This window comes from Kiloniella sp. (assembly GCF_048270245.1).
Classification (GTDB): domain Bacteria; phylum Pseudomonadota; class Alphaproteobacteria; order Kiloniellales; family Kiloniellaceae; genus Kiloniella.
The window spans coordinates 324,013-339,880 of sequence record NZ_JBLWTH010000005.1 but is presented as its reverse complement, the minus strand read 5'-3'; the positions used below and the strand labels follow the sequence as shown (position 1 = coordinate 339,880).

Annotated in this window: 14 protein-coding genes; 9 read left to right on the top strand and 5 right to left on the bottom strand. The window is 47.1% G+C overall.

Annotated elements, in window-relative coordinates; genetic code table 11:
- Positions 1–13: 13 nt before the first annotated feature.
- Positions 14–1,444 (top strand): tetratricopeptide repeat protein, encoded by a 1,431-nt coding sequence (locus ACN0W5_RS13910; protein WP_417454696.1) that lies wholly within the window; start codon positions 14–16, stop codon positions 1,442–1,444.
- 5 nt (positions 1,445–1,449) lie between these two features.
- On the opposite strand, the gene ACN0W5_RS13905 is transcribed toward ACN0W5_RS13910, so the two are convergent.
- Positions 1,450–1,980 carry a cupin domain-containing protein gene (locus ACN0W5_RS13905; RefSeq protein ID WP_417454695.1) on the bottom strand — a complete coding sequence of 177 codons (531 nt, stop codon included), beginning with the start codon at positions 1,978–1,980 and terminating at the stop codon, positions 1,450–1,452.
- 90 nt (positions 1,981–2,070) lie between these two features.
- Entirely contained in the window at positions 2,071–2,499 is a 429-nt protein-coding gene (locus ACN0W5_RS13900) for a carboxymuconolactone decarboxylase family protein (protein WP_417454694.1), read from the bottom strand.
- A gap of 186 nt (positions 2,500–2,685) precedes the next feature.
- Here ACN0W5_RS13900 and ACN0W5_RS13895 point away from each other — a divergent pair, with 186 nt between their 5' ends.
- The 3 genes from ACN0W5_RS13895 (at position 2,686) to ACN0W5_RS13885 (ending at position 4,543) form a co-directional block, all read left to right on the top strand.
- The gene (locus tag ACN0W5_RS13895) at positions 2,686–3,573 is read left to right on the top strand and encodes a LysR substrate-binding domain-containing protein (RefSeq protein ID WP_417454693.1); all 888 of its coding nucleotides are present in this window, start codon (positions 2,686–2,688) and stop codon (positions 3,571–3,573) included.
- Between the two features lie 87 nt (positions 3,574–3,660).
- Positions 3,661–4,251: a tetratricopeptide repeat protein gene (locus tag ACN0W5_RS13890; RefSeq protein WP_417454692.1), complete on the top strand. Its 591-nt coding sequence runs from the start codon at positions 3,661–3,663 to the stop codon at positions 4,249–4,251.
- A 43-nt stretch (positions 4,252–4,294) separates the two neighbouring features.
- Positions 4,295–4,543: a hypothetical protein gene (locus ACN0W5_RS13885; protein ID WP_417454691.1), complete on the top strand. Its 249-nt coding sequence runs from the start codon at positions 4,295–4,297 to the stop codon at positions 4,541–4,543.
- A 71-nt stretch (positions 4,544–4,614) separates the two neighbouring features.
- Here the strand turns inward: ACN0W5_RS13885 and ACN0W5_RS13880 are convergent, their stop codons facing one another.
- Together ACN0W5_RS13880 and ACN0W5_RS13875 are read right to left on the bottom strand one after the other, a co-directional pair.
- Entirely contained in the window at positions 4,615–5,319 is a 705-nt protein-coding gene (locus ACN0W5_RS13880; protein ID WP_417454690.1) for a hypothetical protein, read from the bottom strand.
- A gap of 226 nt (positions 5,320–5,545) precedes the next feature.
- Entirely contained in the window at positions 5,546–6,493 is a 948-nt protein-coding gene (locus ACN0W5_RS13875; protein WP_417454689.1) for a TraB/GumN family protein, read from the bottom strand.
- A 295-nt stretch (positions 6,494–6,788) separates the two neighbouring features.
- On the opposite strand from ACN0W5_RS13875, the gene ACN0W5_RS13870 reads away from it, so the two are divergent.
- Together ACN0W5_RS13870 and ACN0W5_RS13865 are read left to right on the top strand one after the other, a co-directional pair.
- Positions 6,789–7,241 (top strand): tellurite resistance TerB family protein, encoded by a 453-nt coding sequence (locus ACN0W5_RS13870; RefSeq protein WP_417454688.1) that lies wholly within the window; start codon positions 6,789–6,791, stop codon positions 7,239–7,241.
- Positions 7,242–7,332: 91 nt separating this feature from the next.
- On the top strand, positions 7,333–8,070 hold the full coding sequence (locus ACN0W5_RS13865) for a class I SAM-dependent methyltransferase (protein WP_417454687.1): 738 nt from the start codon (positions 7,333–7,335) through the stop codon (positions 8,068–8,070).
- On the opposite strand, the gene ACN0W5_RS13860 is transcribed toward ACN0W5_RS13865, so the two are convergent.
- On the bottom strand, positions 8,056–10,215 hold the full coding sequence (locus tag ACN0W5_RS13860; RefSeq protein ID WP_417454686.1) for a PAS-domain containing protein: 2,160 nt from the start codon (positions 10,213–10,215) through the stop codon (positions 8,056–8,058). The genes ACN0W5_RS13865 and ACN0W5_RS13860 overlap by 15 nt on opposite strands.
- A 210-nt stretch (positions 10,216–10,425) precedes the next feature.
- Here ACN0W5_RS13860 and ACN0W5_RS13855 point away from each other — a divergent pair, with 210 nt between their 5' ends.
- The 3 genes from ACN0W5_RS13855 to ACN0W5_RS13845 all read left to right on the top strand — a co-directional run bounded on the left by ACN0W5_RS13855 (position 10,426) and on the right by ACN0W5_RS13845 (position 15,856).
- Positions 10,426–11,193 (top strand): DeoR/GlpR family DNA-binding transcription regulator, encoded by a 768-nt coding sequence (locus tag ACN0W5_RS13855; protein ID WP_417454685.1) that lies wholly within the window; start codon positions 10,426–10,428, stop codon positions 11,191–11,193.
- 78 nt (positions 11,194–11,271) lie between these two features.
- A complete protein-coding gene (locus tag ACN0W5_RS13850) occupies positions 11,272–12,624 on the top strand; it encodes an MFS transporter (RefSeq protein WP_417454684.1) in 1,353 nt (450 codons plus the stop codon).
- A gap of 769 nt (positions 12,625–13,393) precedes the next feature.
- Complete coding sequence (locus ACN0W5_RS13845; RefSeq protein WP_417454683.1) at positions 13,394–15,856, top strand: hypothetical protein; 2,463 nt, start codon at positions 13,394–13,396, stop codon at positions 15,854–15,856.
- The last annotated feature ends 12 nt before the right edge of the window (positions 15,857–15,868 follow it).

Below are 15,868 nucleotides of genomic sequence, written 5' to 3'. Positions count from 1 at the left end.
GGGCAGAGAAGTAATGAAACAGACCAGACAGAGTATTTTGATGCGGGTTATCATATGGTGGGTGGCCATGGCATTCTGGACTTTGCCAAGTTTCGCCCAAGATTTTGACAAGGGGCTCAGTGCCTATCTTGATGGCGAATATGCCGTCGCTCTCAATGAGTTTCATATGCTTGCCGAAATGGGGGATGGTGAGGCCCAGTTTTACCTGGGTGAAATGTATGGTTTGGCCCACGGGGTGGAACGTGACCTTTTCGTGGCCCGGAAATGGTTTTTGCGCGCTTCTGAACAGGGGAATTTCGATGCCGATAGTCGGCTCGCGCTTCTTTATCTGCATGGTGTCGGCGGAGAACAAAGTGATACCTTGGCGTTATATCATGCCCGTCGAGGAGCAGATAATAATAGTGATGCATCTCAGTTTACCTTGGCAGAGTTTTATGAAAAGGGTCATGCCGGGGTGGCCCAAAGTGATGAAGATGCTCTTAAATGGTATCAGTTGGCGGCTGATAAAGGATTTACCCCGGCTTATCTGGGGCTTGGGCGACTTTATGAAAAAATCGATGATATTGATAATGCAAAACGATGGTATCAGCGTGCCATTGATGAGGGGGATGAGTATGCAATAAAACCCCTGGCCAGACTAAAGGCGCAAAATGCTGACGCCAAACAGACAGCTGGTAATAATCGTAAGGTTGTTTCTTCAAAAAGTTCTTCTTCTTCTTCTGGGAGCAATATTGCTGTCGAGTATCCGGATGAAAAGGCACGAAAATCTTCTGATCGCGTTTGGGAAGACGACAAGGATGATTTTTTAGTGGGCACTAATGCCTATTTGGATGGCGATTTTTCCCTTGCACTGGAATTTTTATATCCGCTTGCAGAAAAGGGTGTTCCCTATGCCCAGTATTATATGGGGGAAATGTTTGATCGTGGGTTGGGCATTAACAAGAACCCCAAGGCTGCTGTAAAATGGTTCAAGGCTGCATACAAGAACGGCGTGAGTCGCGCAGGACATAATCTTGCGTATATTTATTTCACCGGAAGTGCGGGGTTTGTGGACCGTCAAACAGCCCTGAAGATTTACCACAAGGAAGCCAAGGCGGGAAATAGCCTTTCACAAGTTAATCTGGGGCATATCTATAGCACTGGAAATGACGTACCACAGAGCGATAAAATCGCTGTACGTTGGTACCGTGAAGCGGCTAAAAATGGCAACCCGACTGGGATGTTTCAATTGGGCTTGGCCTATTATCATAGTGTTGGCGGTGTCAATCGGGATCATGACATCGCTTATATATGGTTCTCTCTGGCAGACGAAGAGGGCGTCGAAGAGGCCCTGGTTTACAAGGATCTACTTGCGAAACCACTGACAAAAGCACAATTACTAAAAGCCAATAAAAGGGTAGCAGAGTGCCGACAACGCAAATTTAAAGGCTGCTTTTTGTTGTAAAAGCATTACTGACTTATCGTTCCCGAGGTCGTGAGCTGGGCATTTTTCTTGCCGACAAAGATCGCAAGAAGCTTGGCAGGTTTTGAGTTGCTCAGGTTTTCCGTCAGCGTGTGGATAGCCCCCGGTGGTTCTATCCAGCTATCTCCGGCCGCATAGTCAATGGCTTCTTCGCTGCCGAGCTGGCTGCGAACATTTCCCTCTAGCACATAGACAAAAACAAATGTTTCGTGACTGTGCGCCGGGGATTTGTTCCCCGGCACCAGTTCGACCGTAATTGCCGTCAGTTCATGTCCGGGCATATTCCCGATGGCTTCTTGCAAAAGCATCGTGCGTTGGTTTTTTGCATCCCCGTTCTCTGGGTTATTCTCAGGGCTATTCTCGGGGCTGTTCTGGTGAATATTCCGGGGGGTATTTGGGGAAGAAATTTCATGTGCGTATGTCATGCCGTAATGGGGCACATAAATAACACCTAACATTACAAGTGACATAAGAAGCCGACCCGTTACTCGCGTTCGGCATTTGGTAATCTTCAGCATTCTTATTTCCCTTGTTATGGCCCCTTAATGACACTGTCGTGGCCTTGGAATGAAGCCTCATGAAGTGTTTTGCCGAGATAACGATAACGACTACTGTATCTGTATTGCGATAGCGATACGGTTCCATGCGTTAATTGTTGTAATAGCCATGATGATTTGGGCGATCTGTTCTTCGTTAAAATGTTCGCTTATACGACTGTAAACTCTGTCACTGACCCCATGGTCGGAAATCAGTGTGACTTCTTCTGTCAGGGCCAGAACAGCGCGCTCTTTTTCTGTAAAAAGCGGGGACTCTCGCCAAGCAGACAGGGCGAACAGGCGTTCGGTTGTCTCGCCGTTTTCCTGTGCGGCTTTGGTGTGCATCTGAATGCAATAGGCGCAGCCATTGATTTGTGATGCACGGGTTTTGATTAGCTCTGGCAAACTGGTGCCAAGGTCTATGGTGCCCAGATACTTCTCTAACCCGAACATAGCCTCGTAAGCAGCAGGTTGGACTTTATCAATTTTTACTCTGGTCATGTTCATGTTCTCTTTTTGTTAATGGGTCTAAGGGTCTAGGGGGCTGATTTAATGGTGTTTAGTGATGTGTAACTTGATGTTCGTCTGAAATAACAATCACTTTGTATCGCAATTGATTGGTGCATTAAATGTTAGTTTTGTTATTTAATAATTGCTAAATCAGCATGAATTAATCCATAAAGACGTATGTTTAAACTTGATGATCTCAAGATCTTTATCGCAACGGCAGAGGCCGGCAGTTTTGTTGGCGCAGCGCAGCATCTGAACATTGCGCCGTCGGTTGTCAGTCGAAGTATCAAGAGCCTAGAAGTTCAGCTGGATACCACCCTGTTTAATCGCACAACCCGCAAGATTACTCTGACGGGCGAGGGGCAATGGCTGTTGAGCCATGCGGCGAAAACTCTGGATAATGTGCATGATATTCGCGCGCACTTTCGCGATCAAAGCACAGAACTTCAGGGAAACTTGGTTATTGATGCGCCGACGCCTTTTACCCTTCATCTGCTTGCGCCTATTTTGTCCGAATTCACGCGCCAACATCCCAAGGTGCGGCTGTCGCTGGAAAGCAACGAAGATATTGCAGACCTGATTGAAAAGCGGGTTGATGTTGCTATTCGCCTTGGTGCGTTAAAAAGCTCTGGCTTGAAAGCTAAAAAAATTGGGTCGATCCAGCGGGCTTTTTACGCATCGCCGGGCTATCTTGAACAAAAAGGCGTCCCGGTAGATGTGGCTGATTTACGAGAACACAATTGCTTGGGATTTTCACAGAAAACACCATCCCTCAATCGGTGGCCAATTTTGACCGAGAGTGGGGAATGGTTTGAAATTACACCCTATATGACAGCTAATAGTGGCGAGACCCTCAAACAACTGGCGATACATGGTCATGGTATCTTGTGTCTGTCGGATTTTACAGTCAGGAACGAACTGGAAAGTGGTAAACTTGTTTCTGTCCTCTGCGATAAAATCGTGCCGCACACAATACCCGTATCAGCCGTTTACTATTCTGAATACAAAGTCGTCAGGCATGTCCGTGTGTTCCTCGATTTTCTGGTTGAACATGCTACGCTTTAGGTGTGAATGATTTTTTTGCAATTAAGGCGTGTATTGATTTCTCTCGTCTGGTAAATAGGAATACCCTTATAAAAGCTGGACTTTGAGATGAGATTTCTTTTTTCAATCTATCTAATATTGAACATCCTGTTTGGTGCTGTTGCCTTTGCGGATGATTTTGATGACGCTAATCAGGCTTATGATGCCGGAGACTTTGCAAAGGCGCACAAACTCTTCCGAATGTCAGCAAAAGACGGAGATGAATTGGCGCAATTTAATCTTGGTCTGATGTACCTTCAGGGAAAAGGCGTATCTCAAGATTATGATGAAGCCGTTAAATGGTTCCGGCTTTCTGCTGATCAGGGGGATGCCAAAGCTCAATACAACATGGGTGTTGCATATGATCGGGGAAAGGGCGTGAAGCAAGACGATAAAGAAGCTTTTCGGTGGAATAAGTTAGCAGCCGAAAGCGGTCATGCTGGTGCGCAATTTCAATTGGCTTATGACTATGCAATAGGGGACGTGGTTCCGCACGATTTATTGCGTGCTTATATGTGGTTCTATTTTGCGGCTGAGCAAAATGAAGACAACGCTGAAGGTAACCTTGACTATGCCATCGAACAAATGACAGACGCGCAATATGCCAAGGCTAAATCAATGGTTAGAGAATGTATCGCGCAAGATTATCAGGGATGTTAAGGGTCGGGTATCTGGCTCTAACTTTCTTAATGTGGGGTTCTAAATGAAACAATTTATTGTTCGTGCTTTTTTTCTCTGTAGCTTTCTTTTTGGAAATCTTGTTCAAGCTGCCGATTTGGATAAAGGGACGACCGCGCTGATCCGGGGGGGGTATCCCGCTGCGTTGACGGAATTAACACCGCTTGCCGAACAGGGAAACGCCACAGCGCAATATTATCTCGGTGTGATGTACAAAGAAGGACAAGCCAATTCCTGTTGCGAGCGACCAAAAGTGTGGTTCAGCGTAAGGTGATAAAAAAAATGAAGGTACTTCATATGAAATACCTTCATTTGTTCTTTCATTAGCAACTTAGATGATTGTCGCTATTGTTTTTTGCCACTCCAATAAGTGTAGGGACCTGTTTCTTCATCCCCCCATGGTCCGCGAAATCCGTCCAGAACATTATTGAACTTAAAATCAAAATCACCTGTGCTGTTACTGTCTTGCCATGTACAGGTAAGTACTCTGGTTTGATTTGGAAAACAGTTTGTCAAATTTCCGAATTGAATAGCTCCGGAATTTTCGAATTCATAGGTACCAGTTATTTTATTCTCAGCGGTAAGGGTAAATGTCGTCGTAATTGAATCAGATATATTGTTGTTAATTAATTTTCCTTGATACACGCCGGCTATATCTAAGTGCCAATCAGTGTTGGCATTGTCTCCGACCCGACGACCCGCTTTGTAGTTTTTAATGGCTACTTTAAGCTCTTCGGGTGACAGGCTCATCACATTTTGATTGCCAATAAAATGAACTTTACATTCTGCCTGCATTCCTGCGCTATTCATGTTTTTTTCACACCCTTCTTGGGCCGTGACAATCGCATCGTCAATATTGGGATGATTCCATGCCCAGCCATAGGTATAGGCACTGTGATTACCAATGGCACCGACCATTGCCTTGTGGTCACCATAGGTGAGGTATTTTTGTTGATCATAGTACATGCCCGGTGGCACCGGACGTGTGGTTTGGCAGGCCGCGACAGCAAGCAATATTACGCCCAAAGAAATTGTTTTAAACAGATTCATAATAACAGTCCTGAATGAAAATCTTTAGAAAATTGACTGGTTCGTAAATCGTTTGTGCGAGCAGACGACTGAAAACCAGGTTCAGACTAGAAGATTGGTATGGATGGACGTTTTTTATAGTAAATCTATTCCTGTAAAACAACCATTGCGTGATGTTTGTGAGGTGTATTTTTGTTGTCCTAACCTGACTGTTATCTAACTGTAGGAAATTTGCTGCTCTACTGCATCACTGCCGCACAACTTCGTACCCCAGGCGTTCCAGATACCATTGCAGGGATTGATCGCCGCCAAGGTGTCCCGCGCCGACGGCGATGAAGACGGTGCCTGATCCGCGCATGATGTCTTCGATCTGTTCAGCCCAGTCGGCGTTGCGGTCGTCTAGCAAGGCGGTTTTGATGCGATCCTGTCCATCGAAAGAGGCATTCATGAGGGTGGCAAGTTTTTCGATCTGGCCGGTTTTCCAATAGGTGAACAGTTGGTCGAGCATATCGGTGTCTTCGACCATCTCTTCCATGGAGCTATTGAACATGGCCATATCTTCTTCGGGTGTCATGTCGCCAAAAATACGCAATTGTTGTTCAAGCGTTTCCAGATAACCCAGTTCTTTTCCCGCAGCTTTAGCATCTTGCCAAAGCGCTTTATCCACACCTGATTCCGGGTTGAGCCCTTTGGTTTGCATTTGAATTCCGGCCAGGGTGACGGCGGTGAACCATGGACGTAGCTCAGCAAAATTCTGCATGGCTGTTTCGGGAATACCTAAAGAACTTAAGGCGCGGACAAAATTTTCCCGTTCTGGTGGGGAAAGCTTTTCGTAAAAGGGCGTGCCTGATTTGTTAAATGCATGTTTCTGGAGCAGAGGAACCATGGTTTCCGGCGTGGCATCACCGATGGGGGCTTCGATATAAAAACGATCTGCGCTATCAAATGCCTGTTTGATTTTTGGTGTCCGCCATTGCAAATTTTCGTTCTGAACATGGACTGTGCCGAATAACCAAACAACACTGTCTTCATCGGACAACTTCCAGATCGCAGGGTTGATTTTACTATCGGCAAAGGCACTTTGTGCTGCAAAGCTGAGACCTATGATTAATCCTGTAACAAGGACGCTCGAGCGAAGGAAAGCTGTCATTGCGGTCTTTGTTACGTGAATAATGCCCATGAAGTTCGTGCCCATGAAACTGTCCTGAATTCGAATGCTGTTTAAAAAATGATTACCAGTAGAAAGGAACGCCAGTATTTGCCGTCAAACCGTAAATTGCAACGATGAAAAACAAATGATTATCAGGAAGAATTATGTATTTTTGGGGCGACAATAGGGCGGATGAAAAAGATATTGTGATGATCAAGTTTCCCGGGAAAGTAACGATTTAAATTTCTTTTATCGTTTTGCTACTGGAAGTTAGGAACAAAAGGTTCTACCTATTACACTGGGTAATGGGGATGTTAGTATAAGAGGAAGGTCCAGGATTATGTCCAGCTTGTTATTGGAAAAACTTGTTACCGAAGTGCGTCGGTATCAAAACAAAGACTTTCTGCATGCAGCAATGGCAGTCTGCGCTATCACGGCCTATTCGGATGGGGAAGTTTCCATCGAAGAACGTTATTCTATTGATTATGCCATTGATAATATCGAAGCCTTGAAAACCTTTGATCCGGCACAGGCAATCGAAATTCTGGATGACTATATCTATCTTTTGAAAAGTGGTGCAGAGGGCGCCAAAGCCGAGCTTTATAAAAAGATCAAAGTCTTCGAAGGGAAATACAAAAGATCCCGAACACTGTTACGGGTGGCGCATTTGATAATTTGTGCCGATCGCGAAGTAGATCCGCGTGAACAGAAAGAATTTGCCATGCTTTGTAATCTTTTAGGTTTAGAAGCAAACAAGCTCTGGCGTCAGATCGAAAACCAGAAAGCGCTTTAAGTTCGCGGGGCTAAGTATGAAGGTTCTCTGTGAATTTTGTGATGAGTACTGATATCTGATCAGATGATATCATCTTTGGATTGTTGCCCTTATGACAAAGCAAAACAACACACTGGCCTATTATGAAAAAAATGCTAAGGCCTATGCTGATCGAGATTTCTTGGGTACTTTTGGTGAATATCGGGATCTCTTTGTTACCACGGTTAAGGTAGAGTTTCAAAAAACAGTATCATCGAAAAAAACAGTGTTACCCAAACCTAAGGCCTTGCTTAAAGCGAATGACACTCACAAGCCTAGAGTGCTTGAATTAGGTTCAGGGAGCGGGCGAGATGCGCAAGCTTTTATGTCGTGTGGATTTGATGTCACTCTTGTGGATGGGGCAGAACAACTCGCGCAAATTGCCAAACAGAGAACGGGACAGGATGTTCTGGTGATAGATTTTGAGGACCTTGCTTTTGAAACCGAGTTTGATGGTGTCTGGGCAGCAGCTTCCTTGCTTCATGTACCTTCTCTAAAGTTGCCGGACGTTCTGAAGTCAGTTGAACGAAGTTTGCGAAACACAGGCGTTCTTGTGGCGAGTTTTAAAGAGAGTGATCACGATTGGGTTGACGATCTTGGGCGGTACTTTTGCGCCATGACAGAAAATCATTTGGCTGAGTTGATTGTAAACAGCGGTTTTGAACTTTTGACTATAGAAAAAAGAGACGGGCAAGGCTCGGATGGGAAACCGACGGTCTGGTTATGGATTGTTGCGCAGAAAAAACGATGTCTTGTTAAAAATGCAGATGACAAAGAGGTTGGTAAACTAGTTCTATCAACCTTTGGATGATGGTTTGTCTCGCTTATCACAAAGAAGCTCGGCATGATAAACCGGAATGGTGATGCGAAAGGTTGCGCCTGTCGCTTTATTATTCGGGTCCTTCGTGCTCAGGACGTGGATTTTGCCACCTTGATGTTCGATAAGGTCCTTGCAAAGATGCAAGCCAAGGCCGCTGCCTATTTCACCATCTGTACCTTTGGTCGAGAGGTTTTCATCCAGCCTGAACAGCTTTGATATTTGATCCGGCGCAATCCCGACCCCAGTATCTGTTACTTCCAGTTCGATAAAATCGCCGTTACTGCGCGTATCTATTGTGACAGCCCCACCGTAGGGTGTGAATTTGATCGCATTATTAATCAAATTACGGATAATAGTGTCCACCATGTTGAAGTCAGCCAGAACAATATAGTCTGTGGGTTTACAGATAAGGGTAACACCTTTTTTGTCTGCGGCCGGGGCAAATAGAACTTTGTTGGTTTGAATAACTTCATCCAAACTTACGGGGCCAGGGGCATATTCCATCCGCCCCATTTGTAACAGGGACCATTCCAACAGATTTTCCAGAAGCTTGAAAACCTGTTCGGCGGACTGATGCACTAATGTTCCATATTCTTTAGTCTTTTCGGGGCTTAGGCTTTCGCCGCGATCCGACAACAAGCTTGAAAAGCCGAGCAGGGCATTAAAAGGTCCTTTGAGATCGTGGGCAATAATGGAAAAGAACTTGTCTTTCTGTTCATTAAGACGGGAGAGCTTGTCATGGGCTTCGGACAAATTTTCGGCCAATAAAACAAGATCGGCGGCCTGTGCCTCCATACGGACTTCGTTTTCTCTGAACTCATTGACCTGTGCTTTCAAGCGTTCTTCACTGATACGCAAGGCTTCGTCGGCAGCTTTGCGTTCTGTTATCTCTGTTTGAATATGAATATGCCCGCCACCGGATGATTTGCTGACTTTGTAGAAATAGCTCCGCCCATTGGCGTGAACGGTTTCACCTTCGGTACGCGTGTTTTCACGTCGCTCTTTCAGGCGCTGAGCCAGCCATGCATCAGGGTCAGATTTGGCAAGGGGGTGATCTATTTGGCCAATGTTAAGGCTGCGTTGCAGCAGTTGGGTCATGGTGTATCCGGTAATATCATTCTGTGATGGAGAGGACGGATACATTTCATGATAGCGTTTATTGGTGAATACTACCCGTTCTTCATGGTCATACAGAATGACGCTGTCGGTAAAGTTGTCCAATGCTTCCTGTAACATGGCGGCTTCACGTTCGCGGTGATGGACTTCGGTCATATCGGTAAAGGTGGCAATACGTCCTAGATTGTCATCTTGGTATTGCGAGATTTCCAGAATACGATTGTTTGCCGTGACACGAATTGCTTTCGGTTGTTTGCGTTCTATCAGAACTTCCTTGTACCTTTTTTCGGCCAGTTTTTTCGGGTCACCTTCGCCATAGTAACCGCTTTTAGCAATGGTCAGAAGTAATTCGAACAGTGTTATGCCCGGTTTGAACGTACCTTCAGAGATGCCAAATAATTCGTGGAACCGTTTGTTACAGATAATCATTCGATCATCGGGGGCCCAGACAATAAATCCTTGGTTCAGAGCATTAAGCGATTTCTCCAAAAGCTCAGATTGTGCTTGGAGTTCCCGTGTTCTCCTTTCGACACGTTGTTCAAGTTGTTCTTTTGCTTTTTGAATTTTTTGCTCTGCTTTGATCTTGTCCTTGCTTGCCCTTGCCCGTGCCAAAAGTTTTTTGATCAGGATCGGTGCGAATTTCAGGTATGTTTGATTTTCGTCACGGACAATATAATCTGTGATCTCTAGGGAAATGGCCTCTAGCGCAAGATGTTCTGACCCTTTGTCAACCATGAGAAATACTGGGCACTCCGGGTGCTTTTTCAACAGGTTACGGGCAATCTCTAGCCCTGACATATCTGACATATGGCAATCTGTCAGGATGATATCAAAAACTTGCTGATCAGCCTTGTCCAGAACAGCTTGTCCGGAAAAAACAGATGTTACGCTGCAGGCCCCCAGTTCTTGTCGAGCAGGCTGGGAATGTTCCAGATATTCTTTCATGTCAGCACAACGGGCTACGCACTCTTGTGCATAGAGAATTTTAAGCATGCGCTGGTTGGGGATTTTCCCTGTCATGCCGTTGGTAACCGCATTAATTATGTGCTCCTAAACAACCCCTTGTCTCATTATTAGAGAATTAAATTAACAATAGGTTTCTGTAAACTGCCGGATTTGGGGCAAAAATTAGATTTCATAAAACTATCATTGCAATATTGTGCATAGTATTGCACTTTTGTGCGTATCTGATCGTTTAGGTTTAAAATTAATCATTTTTTACAGCTTTTTATGATGCAACCACTTGATTTAAATAACCCAGATACCCGGCAAGCACTTTTGATCAAGCGACTTGAGGCCGGCAAAACGCTTGTTGCCCGTGTCATCAGCGAAGAGTTAGGCGTTTCGCTTGATACGATCCGAAGGGATTTTATAGCCCTGGAAAAACAGGGGGTTCTCAAAAGGGTCAAGGGTGGCGCAATCCCCATGGGCAAACCCCATTCCCCAGTGGTTGATCGTCTTCAAGAAAAAACGGATTGGCTGGTAAAGGCAGAAACGGTTTTTCAAGACCTGCTCGTGGGGCAACCGAGTTTGTTTTTGGACGGTGGCACCTCGGTTCTCTTTTTTGCACGCCATCTTCCCATTGGGTATCAGGGCTTGGTGATCACGCCATCGCCTTTGGTTGCGACTGTTTTACTTGAAAAGCGCATCGAAACCATACTCGTCGGGGGAATTTTACGTCCTTTGGGGGGCATTGCCACGGGGGCAGAGGCCATTCGTACCCTGTCGAAGTCATTGGCAGATATTGCAATATTGGGAACCTGTGGGCTGGACCCGGATTTTGGTTTATCGGCGGATGATGTGGAAGAAGCCGCGGTCAAACAGGTCATGGCCGAAAATGCGGATCGAGTTGTCGTTCTCGCGCCGGGGGATAAGCTGGGGTGCAGATCGGCGCATCAGGTCGTGCCCTGTTCTGATATTGATGTTCTGATTACCTCGGGAACATCCGAAATGACCGCCGTTTTTACCGGTTTTGAAACAGAGATACATTATGTTTGAAGAACCCTATATTGAACCCAGTATTGAACCCAGGATTAAAGCCAGCATCCGACCCAATATCGCAGCTTCTTATCGTTTTTGTTTCTGGTCTTGTTTGGGATCTTATTTCGGGAAATTTCTTTAATCATGGCGACATTATCTCAAGACCAGACAAAACAAGACCCTGCAAAAGAAGACCTAACAAAAGAAGGCTCAAAAAAGGGGCGGGATCAAATTCAGGCTAAAGGTCTGCGATCTCCGCGATGGGCTGTTACGGCCATGTTTATTCTTAATGGTACACTCTATGGATCTTGGGCGGCACGTATTCCCTCGCTCAAGCAAAGCTTTGATCTGTCCGCGGGTGATCTGGGGCTGTTATTGTTGCTCATGTCGGGCGGGGCGATTGCGGCCTTTCCTGTTTCCGGGGGGCTGACGGATCGCTTTGGGGCCGCAAAGGTAACGTTGGTCTGTGCTGTGGTCTGTTGTGTGTCCATAGCACTGGTTGGTTATAGCCCGGTTATTACCATGTTGTGCGTTGCTGTTGTTCTGTTCGGTGGCGGTTTGGGCGCCATGGATGTTGCCATGAACGCCTGGGCGGCAGAGGTCGAACGCGACTATGGCAGGTCGATCATGTCCAGCTTTCATGCCTTTTTCTCTGTGGGTGCTGGTATCGGCGCGGGGCTTGGCGCAATCGCTGCTTGGGAAGGAATAAGCTATGGTCATCAGTTCTTTAGCTTTACCTTGATCCTGTCGCCTCTGATTTGGTTTTCTGCATTACCGAACGTTTTTAGCCCGTCAAAAGAGCAACTGATTCCCCAAAAAGATAAGCCAGAGCCAGAAACGACAAAACCCAAAGGCCCCCGTCTTATTATGCCCCGTCTTGCTATGCCACGGGGGGCATTGCTGGTGGTGGCGCTGGTGGCTTTTTCCTGTGCAGTGGGCGAGGGGGCCATGGCGGACTGGTCGGCGGTTTTCCTGACCTCTGTCATTAAGGTTGGTGAGGGACAGGCCGCGTTTGGTTATACGGTCTTTTCCATCACCATGGTTGCCATGCGCTTTGTCGGGGATTGTCTGATCATCCGCTTTGGTCCGGTGAACATCCTGCGCTTTTGCGGGGGCGCAGCACTAATCGGTAGCTCGATCACTGCCACAGCATCGGGCCTTTGGATGACCTATCTGGGCCTTGCCCTGATGGGTGTGGGTTATTCCATCGTTTTCCCGTTGGTTTTTTCCCGTGCGGCAAACAGCAAACAACTCAGCCCCGGCGTGGCGATTGCATCGGTCGCGACCTTCAGCTACGGCGGCCTGTTGCTCGGCCCGCCCCTGATCGGTTTTATCGCCGAAATATCGTCCCTACGCTTTGCCTTTGGTCTTTTTGTCTTGCTCGCGCTGGTCGTCGTGGTCGGGTCCGTTGCGTTCAGGCAGAATGACGTGCGTGATAAATCCAGTTAGTTTTTAACAAATATCTGGGTTAGTGGGTTGTATCTATTGGTTGTTTATGGGGTGGACGCTTTATTCACTTTTTATTCACAACACATGAAACGCAAGCTGTGGTTTACTTATTGTCGATGGTTTTGGGAAGCCATCAACTTAGCAAGAGGTATCTGAATAGAGATAGGTTTCTGACAAGAAGTGTGAACACGTCAGTCTGTAACTTTTATATTCTCTCTCTTGGCTTGCTATTCGATAATTGGTCGTTCGGTAAAACGGTGTTTTGTAATTCCGTCCCCTCTGGGATGGAGGCAAAGCCCGCAGCCAACTATCGGGTTAGAGGAAGTATCTCGCATCCCTTGTGGAATATACTTTCGGGTATATATGTTTTTGGCATATGTGTTTTGGGGCACGCTTTATCAGAATGGTATCTGGCGAAGTCATCCCACAGCGCAATAGCCAATAAACAATAAACAACAGGGTGCTTGAACTGTATGAACATACTGACATCATAAGACATCTCGGTGCGAGAGATGTGCCAGAATAATCCTGACGCGATAATTCAGATGTGACAATCTGGATTGGAATGTCTGGAACAGAATATCTGGAAAAAATAAACGCTCGATAATCAGATTTGTACCATCCCCGATACAGTCATTAAAAAGCAGAAACAGGACGCTTTTTTGATGATCCAGAATTGGCAATTATTATAGTTGTTTGGAAGCTGTTTCGGGGCGTCGTTGATTTCAGGTCCTCCTTTTTAAATTGAAGAATTTGGAAGGAGTTTACAATGGCTGTAAAAACAAAAGAGAGTTCAAATAAAGTAAAAGCATCTGCAAAGTCCAAACTAGACACAGATGATTTTACCGACGAAGTGGTTCTTATTCAGGACGAGGAGCATCCTGATTACCTGCCCGGTATCTATAGTGATCCAGCAGAAGTTAGTGAACTGGATTATGACGGGGTCGGGTATGATGATCTTGAATCATTTGATGATGACGGCAGTGAAGATATGGAGGCCCTGACCCCTGTACCCGGTGGGCCTATCCCTAGAATTCCCAGTATACCCGGAATCCCTGGGCGTATACCGGGACGTATTCCGGGCCGCATACCAGGACGTATTCCGGGTCCCCAAATTCCCCTTAATTTCTGTTCAGCGTTGAGTGGCACCTATGGCTATTCATCACCTTTCAGGCCAACACCGCGCCCGTTTCCAATCCCGCGTGGTCCTTTTCCGCTGCCGACACCGTCGGTCCCGGCACGGCCAGCCCGTCCCGTCGGTCCCTTTGTGCCCCTGTCCCTGATCAGTATTAAAGTACGCGTTGATGTGGATCGTTTCTTTCCACAAAACCGCATATCTATTGAGGTTAACCGCCGGTTTCCTTTCTCGACAGCCCATGCCATTGCAGAGGTCACATCAGATCGCTGTCTGGGGTGGAACCATCGACGGGTCGAAGCCAATATCACCTATCGCGATGGCCTGAACAGTTTGATCCCCGGCAATCGTGTTATCTTTGAAGCTTCCCGTGGTCGGGGAATTGGCTATGGCACGTTCAAACTCACCCTGATTGGACCGGGCAGAACACGCCGTGTCTATAACCTCAACTTTGAAAGCCAGCATTTTGACGCCGTTGAGTTTGAGGTTGATCGCGTATCAAATGCCAGTGCGCCGACAACCACCTATGATATTGGGTCCCACCCCAACCGTCCGGCGAACCTGCCTGCGGAAAATATTTCGATGGATACCGTCTATCGTCGTGCGGGATTTGATGTGTCCATGTCCCCGAACAGATCGGTGATCCCCACAAGCGGAGCAGGGGCCAATGGCACGTGGAGCGATGCGGAAATGCACAATGCCATGGTGACATACTGGTCACGGTTCCAGAACCGACCCAAATGGGCTATGTGGGTGCTCTTTGCCCGGCGGCATGATCAAGGACGCGGCCTTGGCGGTATTATGTTCGATGATATCGGGGCCAACCACCGACAGGGCACGGCGATTTTCACCGACAGCTTTATTCAAGACGCCCCGGCGGGTGACCCCAATGCGGCGGCTTGGCGTCGGCGCATGGTTTTCTGGACCGCAATTCATGAAATGGGCCATGCCTTTAATCTGGCGCATTCATGGCAGAAATCCCTTAGCTATAATGGCGGCGACCCGTGGATACCACTGACCAATAACAACGAAGCGCGTACCTTTATGAGCTACCCATTCCGGGTGTCCGGTGGTGAAAATGCTTTCTTCTCTGACTTCCGCTTCCGCTTTATGGATGAAGAGCTGGTGTATATGCGTCACGCCCCCCGCCGTTTTGTGCAGATGGGTAATGAAGACTGGTTCTCTAACCACAATCTGGAACAGGATAGCAGCCTGCAAAGCGGTAACTTTGATCTGGAAATCAGGCCGAACAAGTCTGGCAACAGCTATGATTTCCTGGAACCTGTATCCCTTGAACTCAAGCTCAAGAATGTGTCGGATCAGCCTGTCGAGATCGAAGAAGATCTGTTGGAAGACGGGCGTCACATCACACTGTTTGTGCAACGCAGTGAGGGAAAAACCCGCAAGTGGCGATCACTTTCCACCCATTGCCATCACGAACACACGACGGACCTGAAACCGGGACAAGCCATTTACGGATCGCACATGGTTAGTGCATCGACCGATGGCTGGACCATTGATGAACCCGGTTTCTATAATATTCAGGCCGTGATTGATGTGAATGATGAAATCATCAGTTCCAACGTGCTTCGGGTATATGTAAACCCACCGTCATCCCTCGAAGAAAGCAAACTAGCACCGGATTATTTCACCGAAGATGTCGCCCGGACCATTTCCTTTGCGGGGGCGCCGTCGTTGGATAGTGCCAATGATGTGCTGCGTGAGGTTGCGGCACGCTGTGCCAATAACCAAGCAGCCCGTCACGCCAATCTGGCCCTGAGCGGCCCGATGCTGCGGGACTTTAAGATATTGAGCGGTACTGATGACAAGGCAGAGTTGGAAATCAAATCCATCAACGCCAAAATTGATCAGGGCGCAAAGGCACAAACCGCCGCCTTGATGGACGACCCCGACAGCGCCGCCGATACCTTGGGCCATATCCGCTATTTCGGTATGCTCAACCAACTTGCCACCGCACTGGAAGACAAGGGCGATGACAAAGGCGCAATCAAGGTCCTGAAATCAGCCGTCAGCACCATGAAAAAACGCCACGTTCTGGATAGCGTGATCAAAGAAACCGAAAAGAAACTAAAATAACCTCCCCATATT